Source organism: Aerophototrophica crusticola (assembly GCF_012913305.1).
GTDB lineage: Bacteria > Pseudomonadota > Alphaproteobacteria > Azospirillales > Azospirillaceae > Niveispirillum > Niveispirillum crusticola.
Map to the genome: position 1 here is coordinate 303,648 of NZ_CP051775.1, position 18,161 is coordinate 321,808.

At 67.8% G+C, this 18,161-nt stretch carries 16 protein-coding genes and 1 pseudogene; 12 read left to right on the forward strand and 5 right to left on the reverse strand.

Annotated elements, in window-relative coordinates; translation table 11 throughout:
• The first annotated feature begins 146 nt into the window (after positions 1–146).
• Positions 147–1,517 carry a sugar transferase gene (locus tag HHL28_RS01455; protein WP_075770977.1) on the forward strand — a complete coding sequence of 457 codons (1,371 nt, stop codon included), beginning with the start codon at positions 147–149 and terminating at the stop codon, positions 1,515–1,517.
• Between the two features lie 158 nt (positions 1,518–1,675).
• Positions 1,676–1,837 (forward strand): hypothetical protein, encoded by a 162-nt coding sequence (locus tag HHL28_RS01460; protein WP_169654567.1) that lies wholly within the window; start codon positions 1,676–1,678, stop codon positions 1,835–1,837.
• A gap of 16 nt (positions 1,838–1,853) precedes the next feature.
• Here the strand turns inward: HHL28_RS01460 and HHL28_RS01465 are convergent, their stop codons facing one another.
• On the reverse strand, positions 1,854–2,051 hold the full coding sequence (locus HHL28_RS01465) for a hypothetical protein (protein WP_075770978.1): 198 nt from the start codon (positions 2,049–2,051) through the stop codon (positions 1,854–1,856).
• A 236-nt stretch (positions 2,052–2,287) separates the two neighbouring features.
• On the opposite strand from HHL28_RS01465, the gene HHL28_RS01470 reads away from it, so the two are divergent.
• The 6 genes from HHL28_RS01470 (at position 2,288) to HHL28_RS01495 (ending at position 8,515) form a co-directional block, all read left to right on the forward strand.
• The gene (locus HHL28_RS01470; protein ID WP_075770979.1) at positions 2,288–3,424 is read left to right on the forward strand and encodes a hypothetical protein; all 1,137 of its coding nucleotides are present in this window, start codon (positions 2,288–2,290) and stop codon (positions 3,422–3,424) included.
• A 379-nt stretch (positions 3,425–3,803) separates the two neighbouring features.
• On the forward strand, positions 3,804–5,108 hold the full coding sequence (locus HHL28_RS01475; RefSeq protein ID WP_083699085.1) for a Re/Si-specific NAD(P)(+) transhydrogenase subunit alpha: 1,305 nt from the start codon (positions 3,804–3,806) through the stop codon (positions 5,106–5,108).
• Between the two features lie 18 nt (positions 5,109–5,126).
• Positions 5,127–5,558 carry an NAD(P) transhydrogenase subunit alpha gene (locus HHL28_RS01480; protein WP_075770980.1) on the forward strand — a complete coding sequence of 144 codons (432 nt, stop codon included), beginning with the start codon at positions 5,127–5,129 and terminating at the stop codon, positions 5,556–5,558.
• Between the two features lie 11 nt (positions 5,559–5,569).
• Entirely contained in the window at positions 5,570–6,997 is a 1,428-nt protein-coding gene (locus tag HHL28_RS01485; RefSeq protein WP_075770981.1) for an NAD(P)(+) transhydrogenase (Re/Si-specific) subunit beta, read from the forward strand.
• A gap of 403 nt (positions 6,998–7,400) precedes the next feature.
• Entirely contained in the window at positions 7,401–7,955 is a 555-nt protein-coding gene (locus HHL28_RS01490; protein ID WP_083699086.1) for a Panacea domain-containing protein, read from the forward strand.
• On the forward strand, positions 7,952–8,515 hold the full coding sequence (locus HHL28_RS01495; protein ID WP_169654569.1) for a hypothetical protein: 564 nt from the start codon (positions 7,952–7,954) through the stop codon (positions 8,513–8,515). Before HHL28_RS01490 ends, HHL28_RS01495 begins: the two co-directional genes overlap by 4 nt.
• A 47-nt stretch (positions 8,516–8,562) precedes the next feature.
• Here HHL28_RS01495 and HHL28_RS18130 read toward each other — a convergent pair whose 3' ends face one another.
• Complete coding sequence (locus HHL28_RS18130) at positions 8,563–8,985, reverse strand: helix-turn-helix domain-containing protein (protein ID WP_404326235.1); 423 nt, start codon at positions 8,983–8,985, stop codon at positions 8,563–8,565.
• On the opposite strand from HHL28_RS18130, the gene HHL28_RS01505 reads away from it, so the two are divergent.
• Together HHL28_RS01505 and HHL28_RS01510 are read left to right on the forward strand one after the other, a co-directional pair.
• Positions 8,913–9,278 carry a hypothetical protein gene (locus tag HHL28_RS01505; RefSeq protein WP_075770984.1) on the forward strand — a complete coding sequence of 122 codons (366 nt, stop codon included), beginning with the start codon at positions 8,913–8,915 and terminating at the stop codon, positions 9,276–9,278. The two genes, HHL28_RS18130 and HHL28_RS01505, sit on opposite strands and share 73 nt — an antisense overlap.
• A 4-nt stretch (positions 9,279–9,282) precedes the next feature.
• A complete protein-coding gene (locus HHL28_RS01510) occupies positions 9,283–9,495 on the forward strand; it encodes a hypothetical protein (RefSeq protein WP_075770985.1) in 213 nt (70 codons plus the stop codon).
• 865 nt (positions 9,496–10,360) lie between these two features.
• On the opposite strand, the gene fdhF is transcribed toward HHL28_RS01510, so the two are convergent.
• The gene (gene fdhF / locus HHL28_RS01515) at positions 10,361–13,183 is read right to left on the reverse strand and encodes a formate dehydrogenase subunit alpha (RefSeq protein WP_083699087.1); all 2,823 of its coding nucleotides are present in this window, start codon (positions 13,181–13,183) and stop codon (positions 10,361–10,363) included.
• Complete coding sequence (locus HHL28_RS01520) at positions 13,183–14,877, reverse strand: NAD(P)H-dependent oxidoreductase subunit E (protein ID WP_404326237.1); 1,695 nt, start codon at positions 14,875–14,877, stop codon at positions 13,183–13,185. The genes fdhF and HHL28_RS01520 overlap by 1 nt, the downstream gene beginning before the upstream one ends.
• A 171-nt stretch (positions 14,878–15,048) precedes the next feature.
• On the opposite strand from HHL28_RS01520, the gene HHL28_RS01525 reads away from it, so the two are divergent.
• Entirely contained in the window at positions 15,049–15,942 is an 894-nt protein-coding gene (locus HHL28_RS01525; protein ID WP_075770986.1) for a LysR family transcriptional regulator, read from the forward strand.
• Between the two features lie 196 nt (positions 15,943–16,138).
• On the opposite strand, the pseudogene HHL28_RS01530 reads toward HHL28_RS01525, so the two are convergent.
• Positions 16,139–16,930, reverse strand: a pseudogene (locus HHL28_RS01530) (LysR family transcriptional regulator); the annotation flags it as partial.
• Between the two features lie 180 nt (positions 16,931–17,110).
• On the opposite strand from HHL28_RS01530, the gene HHL28_RS01535 reads away from it, so the two are divergent.
• Entirely contained in the window at positions 17,111–18,157 is a 1,047-nt protein-coding gene (locus HHL28_RS01535) for a class 1 fructose-bisphosphatase (RefSeq protein WP_075770988.1), read from the forward strand.
• The last annotated feature ends 4 nt before the right edge of the window (positions 18,158–18,161 follow it).

Below are 18,161 nucleotides of genomic sequence, written 5' to 3' on the forward strand. Positions count from 1 at the left end.
CCACAGCCCGGTTTTTCCACCACGCCGGATCGAACCTTCTCCACCTGCGCCCGTTGAGCAAGGCGGTGGGCGATGTCCAAATGGGGACTGCCCGCCCGCACCCGCGAAGCCGGCGGGCAAGCCGATGGACAGGCGGAAGACAGATCATGGCGTTCGACACCGACGTCCGGGCCGCACTTGCGGGCCGGGCTGGGACCAGTATTCGCAACTCCACCTTGCTATGGCTGGGGGACGCGGCATCCGCCCTGTTGGCCGCATTGCTGGCGGGCGTCGTGGCCTACGCCCTGTCCGACAACGTGGCCCGTGGCCTGGACAGCCCTGACCAGATCGAGCTGTTCCTGCGCCGGCTTGTGCACTACGCCGTCTTCGTGGCGGGGGTGATGGTCTGGCTGGCGGTGCAGGGCCACTACAGCCGCCGCATCCCCTGGGCGACGGAGGTGAAGCAGATCCTCATCGCCATCGCCTTTGCCGGGTTGCTGGACGGCTTCAGCCAATACGCCTTCAAGGCCCAGTTCAGCCGCCTCTGGCTGGGTATCAACTGGGTGGTGCTGGCCTGCATGCTGGTGGCCGTGCGCCATACGGTGAAGTCCGCCCTGATCGCCGCCGGTTCCTGGCAGGTCCCCACCCTGATGGTGGGCAACGGCCCCGTCGCCCGGGCGGCGGAAGACGCGCTGGCCTCCGAGCGGCTGCTGGGCTACGCCGTGGTGGGCCGGGTGGACCTGACCCCCGACATGGACGACCCCCGCGCCGCGACCAACCGCCTCTGGCAGGCCTACCGCTCCTCCGGCGCCCGCTTCGTCGTCATGGCGCCCGAGGCGGAGGAGATACCGCGCAGCAACCCCCTGCTGGGGGAACTGACCGGCCGCCGCGTGCCCTTCGCCATCATCCCCAGCATTGGGGGGATGAGCGTCCTGGGCCTGCGCTCCGACTATTTCTTCAGCCATGACGTGGTCCTGCTGACCGGCCAGGACAATCTGGCCGAGCCGCTGACCCGCGGCATGAAGCGGGCCATCGACATCGCCGGCTCGGCCGCCCTGCTGCTGTTGCTGGGGCCGTTCCTGCTGGCGACCCTGGCCTACCTGCGCCTCCAGGGGGCGCCCGCCTTCGTCGCCCACCGGCGGGTGGGCATGGGCGGCAAGCCCTTCAGCCTGCTGAAGTTCCGCACCTGGCAGCCCGGCCGCGCCGGCGGCGGCGACCCCTTCCTGCGCTTCCTCCGCCACTCCTCCCTGGACGAGCTGCCCCAGCTCATCAACGTGCTGCGGGGGGAGATGAGCCTGGTGGGCCCGCGCCCCATCGTGGAGACGGAACAGGGCCTGTATGGTGAGCAGATCGGCAACTACCTGGCCGTCCGCCCCGGCATCACCGGCATCTGGCAGGTCTCCGGCCGGGAAGACACCAGCTACACCCGCCGGGTCCAGCTCGATGCTTGGTACGTGCGCAACTGGTCCCTCTGGCATGACGTGACCATCATCGCCAAGACCCTGCGCCTGCTGGTAGGCAACAGCGCCGGGGGCTGACCGGTCGGGGAGCAAGGCCTTCGACAGAAAGGGGAGGGCGCCACCCGATGGGTCCCTACCCCTTTCTCGCCATTGCCAGGGGCGTCCTCATCCGTATGGTGCGCGGCTTGTTCCCGCCCTGACGGGCCTGCCATGCCATCACCATAGGACCCCTGGCTGTGAGCAGCGGAAGCGAGACCCTGTCCCTCGACCTGGCCCAGATAACCATCATCCTGGAACTCGGCCGGACCATCGCGCCCGAAGCGGAGGCGCTCGGCCTGGATTCCGGCTGCGGCGACGGCGGCTGCCTGGAAGGCGACGGCACCACCGTCAACGACTGAGGCCCGCCCCAACCCCCTACCGCTTGATCGCCTCATCCGTCAGCACCTGCACGGGATAGCCCCGGTATTCCGCCGGGGCGCCGTGGTCGGGGCCGCTGACGCGCAGGTAGATGCGGCCCTCCCCGATGCCCGTGCCCACCACGGGCTTCCCGGCGTCCTGGAGTTCCTTGAACAGGGTGCGGGCGGCGTCGGCCAGGGGGTGCTTGTCGGTCATGGTCGGTCCAAAGGTCTGCGGCGCTGGTGCGTGACGGCGTTCTGCGTCGGAACGGACGGCGATGTCCAGGTGATCCGTCCGCCGGCGCCCTCCCCGGCGCGGGGCCGGAGTGTCGGCGCGGGCACCGCCGGGGTCAAGCTCCCCGGGGCGGACTGGGGCATTACGGTGGCATTGGGAACGCCCCACCCCTTTCGCCGGTTGAGCCGGGCACAAACCTCACCGGAGGAACCATCGCCATGCATGCCAAGTCACTCCTGCTGTCGGCAGCCGCGGCCATCGGCCTGACCGGCGGCGCCCTGGCCTGCCCGTCCCAGATGAAGAGCGCGTCCGCCGACGCCCCGACCATCGTCGCGGCCACCGTCCCGGTGCAGGTCGCCCAGGCCACGAACGAGCCCTCCACCCCGCAGACCAGCACCTCCCCGGCCAACCGGGCGGCGCCGATCCTGCCCAGCGAGACGGCCCGCGACCTGGCCAACGACCCGACCAACCGCACCAGCCGCTCCCTGGACCCGGCGGACAGCCCGAGCCTGAGCAACGCCGCCAACCCCCGTTCCTCCAGCACCGACACGTCCCGCGCGCCGGTCACGGCCAGCGATGACGCCCGCGACCAGGCGAACAACGACCCCGTGGGCCCCACTACCGGCGGCGCCAACAGCGGCACCAGCAGCATGTCGGCGGGTGCGGCCGGGTCCTCGCCTTCCGGCACCATCCCGGGCACCGACGCCCCCGTGACGGCCAGCGACACGGCCCGCGGCGACGCGGCCAACAGCAGCACCGCCACCGGCTCCACCAGCTCCGGCTCCGGCAGCTCCGGCTCCACCATGTCCGGTTCCTCCGGCGACAGCGGCTCGGCGACGGCCGCCACCGGCGGCGGCGGTGCCACCAACTGGTCCGGCGTGACCGGCGGCAGCTCCACCTCCGGCACCGCGTCCTCGGGTTCCTCCTCGTCGGGCTCCGCCACCGCCTCCTCGGGCGGCAGCATGGGCGGCAGCGACAGCGCGTCGGGCAGCACCCGCATGGGCAACGACACCACCGGCACCCGCGAGGGCACGCCCGGCCTGGATGCCGCCAGCCGTGCCGCCCCCGGCTCCAGCATGAGCGGCGACACCCGCCCGGGCAGCGACCCGTCCTCCACCCGGTCCGAGCCGGAGGTCGGCCTGTCCGGCAACAGCAGCCGCTCCGGCGCCACCACCGGCACCACGGACAGCTCCGCCACGGGCACCTCGACCCGTGACAGCGACACCCTGAACCGCGACGGCTACGGCCCCGGCGGCGCTTCCGGCCAGTCCGGCGGGGCGGGTGCGGGCGCCACCGGCCCGGGCGGCCTCTCTGGCGGCACCACCGGCGCGGGCAACATCGGCACCGGGCGGTGACCGGGTTACCCCGGTAATTCCGTTACCAGAAAGTACGGCATGGCGGCGGGCCGTCCCCCTCGGGGGGCGGCCCGTTTCCGTCAGGGCGCGGTGCCGTCGACCGGTGAAACGCCCCGGCGGCGACCGCCGCCGCGCGGGCCCATACCCGCGCAAACCAAGGCGCGGCGCGGCGCCGACGACTGACGGGCACGTTACAAGTCCTGCGCGGCTTTGCCGCCTTTTCGGATCGTGCGCGCTTACCCCGGCGCTTGTACCCTCCTTCCCCTTTGGACTGGTATGTCTTAACAAACATTGCGGGATCGGGCATCGTGCGAAACAAAGCAGCGTTGCCGCCGCCAGCCAGGGCAACCGGGCCAAGACGAAGGGGGAATCCGAGCGCATGAAGATCGCGATACCGAAGGAGCGGCGCCCGCATGAGCTGCGCGTCGCGGCAACGCCCGAGACCGTGAAGAAATACAAGGGTCTGGGCTTCACCGTCGCGGTGGAATCCGGTGCCGGCCTCGGCGCCGCCCTGACGGATGAGGCCTACGCCGCCGCGGGGGCGGAGGTGGTGGCCGACCCGGCCGCCCTGCTGCGCGATGCCGACATCGTGCTGAAGGTGCAGCGCCCCCTGCTGCCGGGGGAGGGGGACCTGGATGAGCTGGCCCTGCTGAAGCCGGGCGCCATCCTGATCTCCGGCCTGAACCCCTACATGGCGCCGGAAAGCGTCTCGGCCTACGCCACCGCCAGGGTGGACGCCTTCGCCATGGAGTTCATGCCGCGCATCACCCGTGCGCAGAGCATGGACATCCTGTCCAGCCAGTCCAACCTGGCCGGCTACCGTGCGGTGCTGGAGGCGGCGAACGAGTTCGGCCGCGCCTTCCCCATGATGATGACCGCCGCCGGCACCGTGCCGCCGGCCCGGGCCCTGATCATGGGCGTGGGCGTGGCGGGCCTGCAGGCCATCGCCACCGCCAAGCGCCTGGGCGCCGTGGTCAGCGCCACCGACGTGCGCCCCGCGACGAAGGAGCAGGTGGAGAGCCTCGGCGGCACCTTCGTCGCCGTGATGGATGAGGAGTTCGCCCAGGCCCAGACCGCCGGCGGCTACGCCAAGGAGATGTCGGCGGAGTACAAGGCCAAGCAGGCCGCCCTGATCGCGGAGACGATCAAGAAGCAGGACATCGTCATCACCACGGCCCTGATCCCCGGCCGCAAGGCGCCGGTGCTGGTCACCGACGACATGCTGAAAAGCATGAAGCAGGGTGCCGTGCTGGTGGATCTGGCGGTGGAGCAGGGCGGCAACGTCGAGGGCTCCAAGCCCGGTGAGGTGGTGGAGCGGTATGGCGTCAAGATCGTCGGCCGCATCAACATGCCCAGCCGCATCGCCGTGGACGCGTCCGCCCTCTACGCCAAGAACCTGCTGAACTTCATCACCCCCTTCGTGGCCAAGGGCAGCCCCGGCACCCTGGCCTTCAACTGGGATGATGACGTGGTGAAGGGCACGGCCCTGACCCGCGGCGGCACCGTGGTGCACAGCGCCTTCGCGCCCAAGGACGCGGCGCCGGCCCCGGCCGCCGTGGTGGCGGAGCCCGCCCCCGCCGCGGTCCCCCCGGCCGGGACGGAGGTGCCCTCGGCACCGGCCGGCACCGTGAAGGTGGTGGACACGCCCGCCGCGCCGTCCGCCGACAACGACAAGAACGCCTGACCCGGGGAGACCTCGACGATGGACCCGAAAGAGCACGCGCAGAGCGCGGCCGACCTCGCGACCCAGGCCCAGAGCCTGGCCGACAAGGCCGCCGACCTGGCGCAACAGGCAACCTCCCTCGCCGTCCATGCCGACGCGGCGGGGGGCGTCCCCTTCATCGTGACCGGCCTGACCATCTTCGTGCTGGCCTGCTTCGTGGGCTATTACGTGGTCTGGAAGGTGACGCCGGCGCTGCACTCGCCCCTGATGGCGGTGACCAACGCGGTGTCCTCCGTGATCATCGTGGGCGCCCTGATCGCCACCGGCGCCAGCGAGAGCGGATTTTCCGTCGGCCTGGGCTTCCTGGCGGTGATCCTGGCCAGCGTGAACATCTTCGGTGGCTTCCTGGTCACCCAGCGCATGCTGTCCATGTACAAGAAGAAGGCGCCCGCCGGCGCCGCCAAGAAGTGAGGTAGGCAACCATGCTCATCGCAGCCTCATTGCTCTACCTCGTCTCCGCGGTGCTGTTCATCCTGGCGCTCCGCGGCCTCTCCAGCCCGGAAACGGCCCAGGCCGGCAACCGCTACGGCATGGCCGGCATGGCCATCGCCATCGTCACCACCCTGGTGGCGCAGGAAACGCTGACCGGCATCGACCTCGGCTTCGGGCGCCTCGCCCTGATCGTGGGCGGCATCGCCATCGGCGGCGGCATCGGCTACGTCATCGCCAAGCGCATCCAGATGACCGAGCTGCCCCAGCTCGTGGCCGCCTTCCACAGCCTGGTGGGCCTGGCCGCGGTCTGCGTGGCCGCCGCCGCCTTCTACAGCCCCGCCAGCTACCGGATCGGGGAGGTGGGGGACATCCACATCGGCTCCCTGATCGAGATGAGCCTGGGCGTGGCCATCGGCGCCATCACCTTCACCGGCTCCCTCGTCGCCTTCGCCAAGCTCCAGGGCCTGGTCAGCGGCAAGCCGCTGGTCTTCCCCATGCAGCACCCGCTGAACGCCGGCCTCGGCGCCCTGCTGGTCCTGCTGATCATCCTGCTCTGCGTCTCCCAGTCCCAGGCGGTGTTCTGGCTGATCGTCGTGGTGGCCCTGGCCCTGGGCTTCCTGCTGATCCTGCCCATCGGCGGCGCCGACATGCCCGTGGTCGTGTCCATGCTGAACAGCTATTCCGGCTGGGCGGCGGCGGGCATCGGCTTCACCCTCCAGAACCCCCTGCTGATCATCACCGGCTCCCTGGTGGGTGCCTCGGGCGCGATCCTGTCCTACATCATGTGCAAGGGCATGAACCGCTCGATCTTCAACGTCATCCTGGGCGGCTTCGGCGGCGACGCCGCGGCGGCCGGCCCCGGCGGCCCCGCCATCGACCGCAGCTTCAAGGCCGGCAGCGCCGACGACGCGGCCTTCATCATGAAGAACGCGGCCAAGGTGATCGTCGTCCCCGGCTACGGCATGGCCGTGGCCCAGGCCCAGCACGCCCTGCGTGAAATGGGCGACCTGCTGAAGAAGGAAGGGGTAGAGGTCAAGTACGCCATCCACCCCGTGGCGGGCCGCATGCCCGGGCACATGAACGTGCTGCTGGCCGAGGCCAACGTGCCCTATGACGAGGTGTTCGAGCTGGACGAGATCAACCGCGACTTCGGCCAGGCGGACGTCGCCTACGTCATCGGCGCCAACGACGTCACCAACCCCGCCGCCAAGACCGATCCCACCAGCCCCATCTACGGCATGCCCATCCTGGACGTGGAAAAGGCCAAGACCGTGCTGTTCATCAAGCGGTCCATGGGTGCTGGCTACGCCGGCGTCGAAAACGAACTCTTCTTCCGCCCCAACACCATGATGCTGCTGGGCGATGCCAAGAAGATGACCGAGGAAATCGTGAAGGCCCTGAGCGGCGGTGGGCACTGAGCCTTACGCCGGGTTAGGATTGAGAGAGAGGGGGGCCGCCTGGGGGACCGGGCGGCCATTTTTCTGCAGGGAACATGCAATTACAGCTGATCTTTGAAGATTGCGCTATATAAAATGAAGATTACTTCTGACTAATCACCACTCTACATAAATTTGCGATTATTGATGAAGAGAATGCTTAATGCCCTCGCGAATAAAGATTTTAATAAGACTCGGCGATTTAGAGAATGCTCGTAGAACCAGCGGTAAAGGTGATCTGTACAACTCTCCTGCTTGCCGACAGACTGGGGCAACGCAACCATCACGGCAGTTCACTTTTCGTTCTGATGGCCGCACGACACGCTTGATCTGCTAGCCCAAAAGAGGTAGCCTTGTATGGGAGTATGTTGACGCTGGTTAGCATATGATAATCGCTAACCCTGTCAAAGCAGGGGAACGTTGCATTGCTAAATCCAGTGAGGGGCCTATGACAGCAAGCGGAAAAACCATCGCAAACACGCTGTTAGAAATCTCCTTTCAGCAGCCCGGAATGAGCCTTGACCACATGAAGCTTCAAAAGCTCATGTACTTCGCACATGGCTGGCATCTTGCATTGGTTGGCCGACCTTTGATTCGTGATGGGTTTGAGGCATGGCCCTATGGGCCAGTAAACCGTTCTGTTTATCAGGAATTTCGTCACTTCGGCGCAGCTCCAATAAATTGTTATGCCTCTGAGTTCGCTCCTGGAGAAACGGTACCAAAAGCATATGTTCTGCGTAAAGATTTCAAAGACTCGTATGATGTTATACATGGCGTTTGGGAAAAATACAGTTCGTTCACGGCTTTGCAGCTGTCCGATATGACGCACGAAGCCGGAACGCCATGGAGTATTGCGAAGCAGCGAGGGCAAGCGCAGATTCCAGACTCAGACATCAGCGCGTATTTTAACACGTTACTTAGGAATAGCAGGGTGCAATGAGTGGTAATGCAGATATAGCCGAACCAGAGATCCTGAATAGTGGCGTAGAGAGCAAGCCACCGGGCGGAGAGGCGGATATTAAGCCTGAGAACGAGGCGCAGTCTGCTTTTACTGCAGCGGACGATAAATCTGTATCTGAAGCTCAACCTGATGCATTAGGCAGGAAGCCAACAGAAGAGCCGGTAGATGTGCCAAGGGGGAAGTTTGGCACGTTTATTTCAGCTTTTCGGCCGCAGGCATCAAAAGACGGTAGCTCAAAGCTCGCGAAGAGTGAGGCTGAGCAATTCTATGGACATTTACGTGATCAGAAAAAGCTTGATCTAGGGTGGATCGGGTTTGTTATTGGTCATGGAGTCGAGAAGCTTGGGAATATTGCATTTATATCTATACTTATATGTTTTGCTATTGTGATTGGACTGCTATGGGCACCGGTCAATGGTGACGCGGAATTTCGTGAGAAAACAGCAGCGACACTTTTTGGCGTGATCAATCTTGCCCTGGGCTATCTTTTTGGCAAAACAACCGTAGCCGCGGATGCTCCCAAAGATAAAGAAAAGTAAGAGCCATAAGCTTACCTAAAGAGCTTCGTGCGCACTTATAAGTGAGACTATAATTCTGTTCTTCTCAACATTACGCCTATCCCCCCTGCATTATCATTTAGGAAATCTATTCCGTTCTCTTCTAAGGCTCGCTGCAAATCTCTGATCGTCCGCGGCTGCGGCTTCCTCAAGCCTCGCTCAAAATCCTTCACCGTCTGCGCGGTCATCCCGCACATGGCGGCAAGCTCTTCCTGCGTGATGTCGAGCAGGCCGCGGGCGGCTCGTACCTGGGCGCCAACAATCATTGCGGACCATAAGTTTCGTTGTTTTGCATTGAAATCGGCATTTCCCCGATATAGGATAGTGCCAGCTTCAACGGACGGGTGGGAAGGGTCTTCCTGCCCTGGATGGTGCCGCCATGCCCAAGCCCTCCCGCCACATCCGTCGTCTGGTGGACGAGTTGGCGCTGTTGGACCGGCGGGTGGCGGCATTGAAGGGGAGTGGGGATGAGGCGGGGTTGATCGCCCTGGACCGGCGGCGGGACCTGCTGGCCGCCGCCCTGGCGCGGGAGCCGAGCTTCACCCCGGCGGATACGGAACGGAAGCTGGCCATCCTCTGCCAGCGCCTCCGCGGCGACCTCGCCCCCAACGACCCGGCCGCCGTGATCACCTATCTCCTGGCCGAATCGGCCCGGGCTGCGGCCGTCGGCGGGGTTGGCCACCGCGCTCCCCGCCGCCCTGACCTTGCCCGCCCCAGCGCTACAAGCCCCCAAGTCGGGGCGTGACGCCATGCCCTGGAAGCCGCGGTTCGTCACCTACGTCCCCACCCCCGACAAGCCGTATTCCGAGACGGAAGCCGGGAAGGCCGAGATCGCGCGCTTGCAGGCCATGGGGGACAAGGACATCGACTTTTCCGACATCCCGCCAGCGCCGGACAGCAACTGGATGACGGCGGAACAGGCCCGGACCTTCAGGATGTCTCGCCGCAAGGCCGAACGGTGAAGAACGAAGGCACCCTGCCAATCACCGGATCGCGCTCCCCGATCGGCGTTATCAGACCTACATTACCCGACGCGCCCCATTTTAGTTTCCCCGCGAAGGCGGGGGTCCACTGTTTTTCAACCAGATAGACGGCGTCTCCCGGGTCAAGAACTGTGGGCCCCCGTCTTCGCGGGGAGGCGCTAGAGCTTATGGCGAACGGCTTGGCCCTGACCCAAGACCAGGGGGGCGTGACCCGAATGCTCAAAGGAAAGCCGTCATGCCAATGGCGCGGCAGCGGGGCCGTTGCGGGCCTAACCCGCCGGGTTGCCGCCCCTGGCGTCGCTGTTGGAACGCAGAGGACGCAGATGGCCGCAGAGGACACGGAGGGGGCGGTGCGGCGGCATCGGCGGGCCCTACCGGCTGCCCTCCAGAATTCTTGCGCCGCAGGCGCAGGCAACCTCCGGATCACGCCGGGGCGGTGAGCTTAAAGGGAAAATACCCCATCTCCCAACCCAAACCCCCGTCCGGCAAATCCACCCCTCTGTGTCCTCTGCGGCCATCTGCGTCCTCTGCGTCATGCAATCGCGCCAGGGATGGCCACACGATCACCAGAGAGGGCAAAGCCGTCCTCGCCGTGACCCCTGGAACCCGTCCAAGCCATGGACAAAATTCCTAAACCCTGCCACCATCCACCCGTGCTCCCCACCGGGCGCCGGGTCTTGGACATGATGAAGCTCTCCCCCTAAAAGTGACAAAGGTGACTCCATCGAAACCCCGTCTCCTTTGTCTCCTTAAGCCACTTTCCTCAGCAATTTCAATGCCCTGAAATGTGACACGCGTCACCTTAAGCGTCACCTTTGGTCACCTTAAGGTCTCCTTTGTCTCCTCACGCCTCCACCGGCACGCTCACCCGGGCCGCGCACAGCTTGAACTCGGGGATCTTGCCATAGGGGTCCAGGGCCGGGTTCGTCAGCAGGTTGGCGGCGGCCTCGCGGAAGCAGAAGGGGATGAACAGGTTGCCCGGGGCCACGTCCCGGTCGGGGCGGGCCTGCAGGCGGATGCTGCCGCGGCGCGTGCTCACCTCCACCATGCCGCCCCGGGGCAGGCCCAGCCGGTCCAGCTCCTTCGGGGACAGGGCGACGAAGGGTTCCGGCTCCAGCGCGTCCAGGGCGCCGGCGCGGCGGGTCATGGCGCCAGTGTGCCAGTGCTCCAGCACCCGGCCGGTGGTCAGCAGCAACGGGTACTCGCCATCCGGCGGCTCGTCCGGCGGCACCAGGGACACGGGCACCACCCGGCCCCGGCCCGACGGGGTGGGGAAGGCGTCGCCGAAGATTACCGCCTGCCCCTCCCCGGTCAGCGGGTCCAGCGGATAGGTGACGGACCCGTCCCGCTCCAGCCGGTCCCAATTGATCCCGGCCAGGCTGGGCATCAGGCCCGCCATCTCCCCGAACACGGCCGCCGGGGTCCGGTGCTGCCAGGGCAGGCCCAGCCGGATGGCCAGCTCCTCCACCAGCCAGAGGTCCTGCCGCGCTTCCCCCGGCGGGTCGATGGCCTGGCGGCCCAGCTGGATGCGGCGGTCGGTGTTGGTGAAGGTGCCGGTCTTCTCCGGGAAGGCGCTGGCCGGCAGCACCACGTCGGCATAGGCCGCCGTCTCCGTCAGGAAGATGTCCTGCACCACCAGATGCTCCAGCTTCGCCAGGGCGGCGCGGGCATGGGCCAGGTCCGGGTCGGACATGGCGGGGTTCTCCCCCATCACGTACAGGCCCTTGATCCGGCCCTCCTCCATGGCGTGCATGATCTCCACCACGGTCAGGCCCGGGGTGGCGTCCAGGGACTGGCCCCAGGCCTCCTCGAACAGGGCCCGCGCCCCGCCGTCCACCCGTTGGTAGTCGGGGAAGACCATGGGGATCAGCCCGGCGTCGCTGGCGCCCTGCACGTTGTTCTGGCCTCGCAACGGGTGCAGGCCGGTGCCGGCCCGGCCCACCTGGCCCGTCAGCAGGCACAGGGCGATCAGGCAGCGGCTGTTGTCCGTGCCGTGCACGTGCTGGCTGATACCCATGCCCCAGAAGACGATGGAGGCGCGGGACTTGGCGAACAGCCGCGCCACCTCCCGGATCGTCTCCGCCGGGATGCCGCACAGGGGCGCCATGGCCTCCGGCGTGAACTGGCGCACGCTCTCGGCAAAGGCCTCATGGCCATCCACGTGCTGGCGGACGTAATCCTCGTCCACCAGCCCCTCTTCCACGATGGTGCAGAGCATGCCGGACAGCAGCGCCACGTCGCTGCCGCCCTTGATGCGCAGGGAATGGCTGGCGAAGCGGTCCAGGGCCTGGCCGCGGGGGTCGGCCACGATCAGCTTCAGGCCCCGTTGGCGCACCGCCTGCTTGATGAAGGTGGCGGCCACCGGGTGGTTCACGGCGGGGTTGGCGCCGATGACCAGCGCCACCTCCGCGTCCAGCACAGCCTGCACCGGGGCGGTCACGGCGCCGGACCCGATCCCCTCGATCAGTGCGGCGACGGAGGACGCGTGGCACAGCCGGGTGCAGTGGTCCACGTTGTTGGTGCCGAAGCCGGTGCGCACCAGCTTCTGGAACAGGTACGCCTCCTCGTTCGACCCCTTGGCGGACCCGAACCCCGCCAGGGCCCCGCCGCCGTCCCGGTCACGGATGGTCCGAAGCCCGCCGGCGGCCCGCTCCAGCGCCTCTTCCCAGCTGGCGATGCGGAAATGGGTCAGCGGGTTGGCCGGGTCGATGCGGTCGGCATCGTCCGCCCGCTTCGGCGCGTCGTCCCGCCGGACCAGCGGCTGGGTCAGCCGCTCCGGATGCCGTGCATAGTCGAAGCCGAACCGGCCCTTGACGCACAGGCGGTTCAGGTTCGCCGGCCCCGCCTTGCCGTCCACGGACAGGATCTGGTCGTCGGCCACGTTGAAGGTCAACTGGCAGCCCACGCCGCAATAGGGGCAGGTGCTGTCCACCTTCTTCGCCGGCTTCAGGGCCACGGTGCCGGCCTCGTCCAGCACCGACTTGGGCAGCAGCGCCCCGGTGGGGCAGGCCTGCACGCACTCCCCGCAGGCCACGCAGGTGCTGTCGCCCATGGGCACGTCCAGGTCGAACACCACCTTGGTCCCGGCGCCCAGATAGGCCATGCCGATCACGTCGTTGCTCTGCACCTCCCGGCAGGCGCGGGCGCACAGGCCGCACTGGATGCAGGCGTCAAGCTGCACCGCCATGGCCGGGTGGCTGAAGTCCGCCGCCGGCGGCGGCTCCGCCCTTGCCGGATACCGGCCGGGGTCGAAGGCGATGCTGTCCTGCCAGCGCCAGAATTTGCTGTCCGGGTCGTGCGCCTCCGCCCGCTTGGGCTGGTCGGCGGACAGCAGCTCGAACACGGTGCGCTGGGCGCTCAGCACCCGGTCGCTGCGGGTGCGCACGTCCATGCCGGGGGTGGGCTTGCGGATGCAACTCGCCACCAGCACCCGCTCCCCCGTCACCTCCACCATGCAGGCGCGGCAATTGCCGTCGGGCCGGTAGCCGGGGGTCGGCTTGTGGCACAGGTGCGGGACCATGGCGCCATAGCGGGTCGCCGCCTGGAAGATGGTCTCGCCCGGTTGGGCCGTCACCTCGCAGCCGTCCAGGTGGAAGGTGACGGCGTGGCCCACCGGCCGGTTCAACGGGTCCTGGTTGGCGAGGACGCCCTTGGACAAAGTGTCCATCACGACACCTCCTCGGGGAAATGGCGGAGCACCGTGCGGAAGGCGCTGGGGGCGGCCTGGCCCAGGCCGCAGATGCTGGCATCGGCCATGCACTGGCCCAAATCCTTCAGGGTCCCCTGGTCCCAGGCGGGCGCCCGCATCAGCACCTCCGCCTTCTCCGTGCCCAGGCGGCAGGGGGTGCACTGGCCGCAGCTCTCATGTTTGAAGAAGCGCATCAGGTTAAGCGCCGCGTCCCGCACGCTGTCCTGGTCCGACAGCACCACGAAGGCGGCGGAGCCGACGATGGCCCCGTGGGCGTCCAGGGTGCCGAAGTCCAGCGGCAGGTGGGCCAGGCTGGCCGGCAGGATGCCCCCCGACGCGCCGCCGGGCAGGAAGGCCTTGAATTCGTGGCCGTCCTGCATGCCGCCCGCATACTCCTCGATCAGTTCCCGGGCAGAGATGCCGGCCGGCACCAGCTTCACCCCGGGATAGCGAACCCGGCCGGAGACGGAGAAGCTGCGCAGACCCTTGCCGCCATTGACCCCATGGCTGCCCCACCAGTCCGGCCCGCGCTCCACCAGGTCCCGCACCCAGTACAGGGTCTCTACATTGTTGATCAGGGTGGGCCGGCCGAACAGCCCGACTTGGGAGGGGTAGGGCGGCTTGTGCCGGGGCAGGCCGCGCTTGCCCTCCAGGCTCTCCAGCATCGCCGATTCCTCGCCGCAGATGTAGTTCCCGGCGCCGCGGCGCAGGTACACGGGCGGCAGGGGCAGCCCCAGTTCCGGCAGGCGGGCCAGCTCCTGGCGCAGGATGGCGCGGACATCCTCATACTCGTCGCGCAGATAGACATAGACGGCCTCCGCCCCCACGGCCCAGGCGCCCAGCAGCATGCCCTCGATGACCCGGTGCGGGTCGGCCAGCAGGTGGAAGCGGTCCTTGAAGGTGCCGGGCTCGCTCTCGTCGGCGTTGACGGCCATCAGCCGGGGCCCGTGCTCCTTGGCCACGGCCCGCCACTTGCGCCCGGTGGGGAAGCCGGCGCCTCCCAGGCCGCGTAGGCCCGCATCCTCCAGCGGCTTCAGCAGCCCGTCCAGGTCGCGGGCGCCGCCATAAACCTCCCGCAGCAGGGTGTAGCCCCCGGCGGCCAGATAGGCGTCGAAGCCGGTCTTGGCGCTGGGCAGGGGCGGGACGGCCCCGGACAGGGCGGCCTCCACGCTGGCCGGGGTGGCCCGGGTGATGGTGCGGCCCTGGACCCGGGCGCAGGGGGCCTGGTCGCAGCGGCCCAGGCAGGCCACCGCCTCCACCCGCGCTTGGCCCGACAGGGCCAGGGCCGCGGCCTTCTCCAGTTCCGCCGCCCCGGAAATGGCGCAGGCGATGCTGTCGCAGACCTGGATGGTGGGCAGGGGCGCCTCGTCCGCCTCCAGCACCCGGAAGCCGTGGTAGAAGGTCGCCACCTCATACACCGCCGCGTCGGGCAGGCGCAGCGCCTCACCCAGGGCATGCAGCAGGGGCCGGGGCAGGCCGCCATGGCGATCCTGGATCCAGTGAAGATGCTCGATCAGCAGGCCGGGCTCGGCCGGCACGTCGGCGAACAGGGCCGCCAGCACCGCCTTGTCGGCCGCCGGGATCTCCGCCACCGCGCCGCGCCCCCGGTGGCGCATGCTGCGGTCGCCGGACCGCGGGCCCTTGCGGCCCTGCGTCTTGCCTGACGTGCTCAAGGGCAATTCCTTCCCTGATGCGCGGCCTTCCCCGGCCGTCGCCTTCGTTCCAAGCCTTCAGCTTCCGACAGGGGAGGGGCGGTATCAACAGGGCGGAATCGTTATCCGATAGGCGAGACCAATGGACCTTGGTCCAATTGACGGGAATAGCCGCTGCATTAGTGTTGTCGCATGATCGACAAGCTCGAACTCCTGATCGCCCTCGCCAAGGAAAAGCACTTCGGCCGCGCCGCCGAGGCCTGCGGCGTCACCCAACCCACCCTGTCCGCCGGCATCAAGCAGTTGGAGAACATCCTGGGCGTGCTGCTGGTGCAGCGCGGCTCCCGCTACCTGGGCCTGACGCCGGAGGGGGAGCGGGTGCTGGACTGGGCCCGGCGGATCGTCGGTGACGCCCGCGCCATGCGCCAGGATTTGCACGCCATGCGGGCCGGCCTGTCCGGGCACCTGCGGATCGCGGTCATCCCCACCGCCCTGGCCATGGTGCCGGCCCTGACCACCCCCTATCGGGAACGGCACCCGGAAGTGCGCTTCACCATCCTGTCCCGCACCAGTGCCGAGGTTCTGCGCCTTCTGGACGACCTGGAGGTGGACGCCGGCATCACATACCTGGACAACGAGCCCCTGGGCCGGGTGCGCAGCATGCCCCTGTACCGGGAACGCTACGTGCTGGTCACCAGCCAGGACAACCCGCTGGCCGACCGGCGGGAGGTGACCTGGGCGGAGGTGGGGCAGATCCCCCTTTGCCTGCTGACGCCGGACATGCAGAACCGGCGCATCCTGGAAAAGATGCTCGCCCGCTCCGGCGCCCCGGCCCAGCCGACGCTGGAAAGCAACAGCATGATCGTGCTGTTCGCCCATGTGCGCACCGGCCGCTGGGCCAGCATCATGCCGGAGATGCTGGCCGGCACCCTGGGCCTGACGGAGACGCTGCGCGCCATCCCCATCACCGAGCCGGACGTGGTCCACACGGTGGGCCTGGTCCTGGCCCCGCGGGAACCGGGTACCCCCCTGACCAACGCCCTGGAGACGGAGGCGAAGCGGGTGGCCCAGGCCCTGAACCGGTAATCGCCTCCCTCACGCTCCGGCCGCACTTTCGAATTCGAAAGTACGGTCCCGGGACCCCTCCCTCAGAACCGCATCCAGTAATCGTGCGGCAGCCACATGGGCCCTTCCCGCAGGACGAAGCTCCAGAAGGCCTGGGGGCGGGGCCGTGGGCCTTTTCCGTGCGGCGGACCACGTACCAGCGGCGGCGGATGGGCAGGCCCTCCACGTCCAGCACGGCCAGGCGCCGTGACATGACCTCCGCGGCGACGGTATGGGCGGAGAGCAGGGCGATGCCCAGCCCGGCCATCACGGCCTGCTTGATGGTCTCGTTGCTGCCCACCTCTATGCCAAGGCGGGGGCGCTTCACCACCACGCCGCCGATGAACTCCTCGAACACGCCGCGGGTGCCGGACCCTTCCTCCCGCACCAGGAAGGACTCCCCCGCCAAGTCGGACTTGGGGATGCGGCGGCGGCCGGCCAGGGGGTGGTCGGGCGGGGCGATCAGGATGTGGGGATGGTCGCCGAAGTTCTGGGACTCCACGGGGAAGTCCACCGGCGGCCGGCCCATGATGGCCAGGTCGGCGCCATAGTCGCGCAGCAGCCCGATGGTGCTGTCGCGGTTGCCCACGAACAGGCTGATCTCCACCCCCGGGTAATGGCGGGTGAAGGCGGCGATGGCCTTGGGCGCGAAGTATTTGGCCGTGGAGACGACGGCGATGCCCACCCGGCCGCCGGTCAGGCCCTTCAGCGCCTCCAGCCTTGCCACGCAGTTCTCCAGGATCACGTCGATGCTGTCGGTGGCCGCCAGCACCTCCCGCCCGGCCTCGGTCAGGCGCATGCCCTCCGTCGTCCGGTCGAAGAGCGGCATTCCCGCCTCCTCTTCGAGTTGCTTCAAACGGGAGGTCAGCGCGGCCGGGGTAACATTGAGTTCCTGGGCGGCCGCGGTGATGGTCCCGCGCCTGGAAATAGCGCGGACGGCGTGGAGTTGCTTGAAAGTCAGGTTGCGCATGGGGGCATGCTAAAAAAAATCTAACGGTTCGGCAAATTAATTAGATTTTTCTTTGAGCGCGGCTTCTGCCCATCATCTCGGGACAGAACAGGCCCAAGGTGCCGCCACCAACGAGCAGGCGCCTCCCCGACAAAGAGTGCTATCGCCGGCGGCAAATGCCGCCGGGCAGGAGGAATCGCCATGTCCGTCCGGGATAGTCTCACCACCTTCCTGTCCAACGAGCCGGGCGGGGGCCTGGATGCCCCCGTGGCCCGGGCCGTGCTGAAGATATCGCAGGCAGCCAGGGGCCTGTCCGACCTGGTCTCCCTGGGCTTGCTGGCCCAGACGGGCCTGCCTGCCATCCCCGGGATCAACGGCGGGGGCGACGCCCAGGCCGAGCTGGACATCATCGCCAACGACATGATGCTGGACGCCCTGTCCGAGGCCCCCGTCGCCATGGTGGCGTCGGAGGAGCTGGACGACGTCGCCCTGCTGGACACCGGCGCGCCGCTGGCCGTGGCCATGGACCCGCTGGACGGGTCCAGCAACATCGGCGTCAACATGAGCATCGGCACCATCTTCGGCATCCGCCCCGCCCTCTACCCCATGGGCAGCCGCGCGGCGGCCGTGTTCGAGGCGCCGGGCCGGGCGCAGCAGGCGGCGGGGATTATTGTCTATGGTCCGCAGACCAGCTTGGTGCTGAGCCTGGGCCGCGGCACTCACATCTTCATACTTGACCGCAACCGGGGGGAGTTCGTGCTGGCGAAGCGCGACATCCAGGTGCCCCGCAGCGCCAAGGAATACGCCATCAACGCCAGCAACTACCGGCACTGGGACCCGCCCGTCCGCGCCTATGTGGATGATTGCGTGCTGGGCGCCGACGGGCCGCGGGGCGGCGACTTCAACATGCGCTGGATCGCCAGCCTGGTGGCGGAGGCCTACCGCATCTTCATGCGCGGCGGCATCTTCCTCTATCCCGGCGACAGCCGCCCGGGCTACCGGCAGGGCCGTCTTCGGCTGCTGTATGAGGCGGCACCCCTGGCCTTCCTGCTGGAACAGGCGGGCGGGGCCGCCACCGACGGCCAGACCCCCATCCTGGACCTGGTGCCCAGTTCCATCCACCAGCGCACGCCGCTGGTCTTCGGCTCCGTCGAGAAGGTGGAGCGGGTGGCCAAGTACCACACCGACCCGCACTACTCCGCCGAACGCTCGCCCCTGTTCGGCAAGCGCGGCTTGCTTCGGGCCTGACGGG

Excerpts from the sequence above, each read along its gene's own strand:
- HHL28_RS01455 (WP_075770977.1), top strand. The coding sequence starts at position 147 with ATGGCGTTCGACACCGACGTCCGGGCCGCACTTGCGGGCCGGGCTGGG.
- HHL28_RS01465 (WP_075770978.1), bottom strand. The coding sequence starts at position 2,051 with ATGACCGACAAGCACCCCCTGGCCGACGCCGCCCGCACCCTGTTCAAG.
- HHL28_RS01470 (WP_075770979.1), top strand. The coding sequence starts at position 2,288 with ATGCATGCCAAGTCACTCCTGCTGTCGGCAGCCGCGGCCATCGGCCTG.
- HHL28_RS01475 (WP_083699085.1), top strand. The coding sequence starts at position 3,804 with ATGAAGATCGCGATACCGAAGGAGCGGCGCCCGCATGAGCTGCGCGTC.
- HHL28_RS01480 (WP_075770980.1), top strand. The coding sequence starts at position 5,127 with ATGGACCCGAAAGAGCACGCGCAGAGCGCGGCCGACCTCGCGACCCAG.
- HHL28_RS01485 (WP_075770981.1), top strand. The coding sequence starts at position 5,570 with ATGCTCATCGCAGCCTCATTGCTCTACCTCGTCTCCGCGGTGCTGTTC.
- HHL28_RS01490 (WP_083699086.1), top strand. The coding sequence starts at position 7,401 with ATGATAATCGCTAACCCTGTCAAAGCAGGGGAACGTTGCATTGCTAAA.
- HHL28_RS01495 (WP_169654569.1), top strand. The coding sequence starts at position 7,952 with ATGAGTGGTAATGCAGATATAGCCGAACCAGAGATCCTGAATAGTGGC.
- HHL28_RS01505 (WP_075770984.1), top strand. The coding sequence starts at position 8,913 with ATGCCCAAGCCCTCCCGCCACATCCGTCGTCTGGTGGACGAGTTGGCG.
- HHL28_RS18130 (WP_404326235.1), bottom strand. The coding sequence starts at position 8,985 with ATGCCGCCACCCGCCGGTCCAACAGCGCCAACTCGTCCACCAGACGAC.
- HHL28_RS01510 (WP_075770985.1), top strand. The coding sequence starts at position 9,283 with ATGCCCTGGAAGCCGCGGTTCGTCACCTACGTCCCCACCCCCGACAAG.
- fdhF (WP_083699087.1), bottom strand. The coding sequence starts at position 13,183 with ATGGACACTTTGTCCAAGGGCGTCCTCGCCAACCAGGACCCGTTGAAC.
- HHL28_RS01525 (WP_075770986.1), top strand. The coding sequence starts at position 15,049 with ATGATCGACAAGCTCGAACTCCTGATCGCCCTCGCCAAGGAAAAGCAC.
- HHL28_RS01535 (WP_075770988.1), top strand. The coding sequence starts at position 17,111 with ATGTCCGTCCGGGATAGTCTCACCACCTTCCTGTCCAACGAGCCGGGC.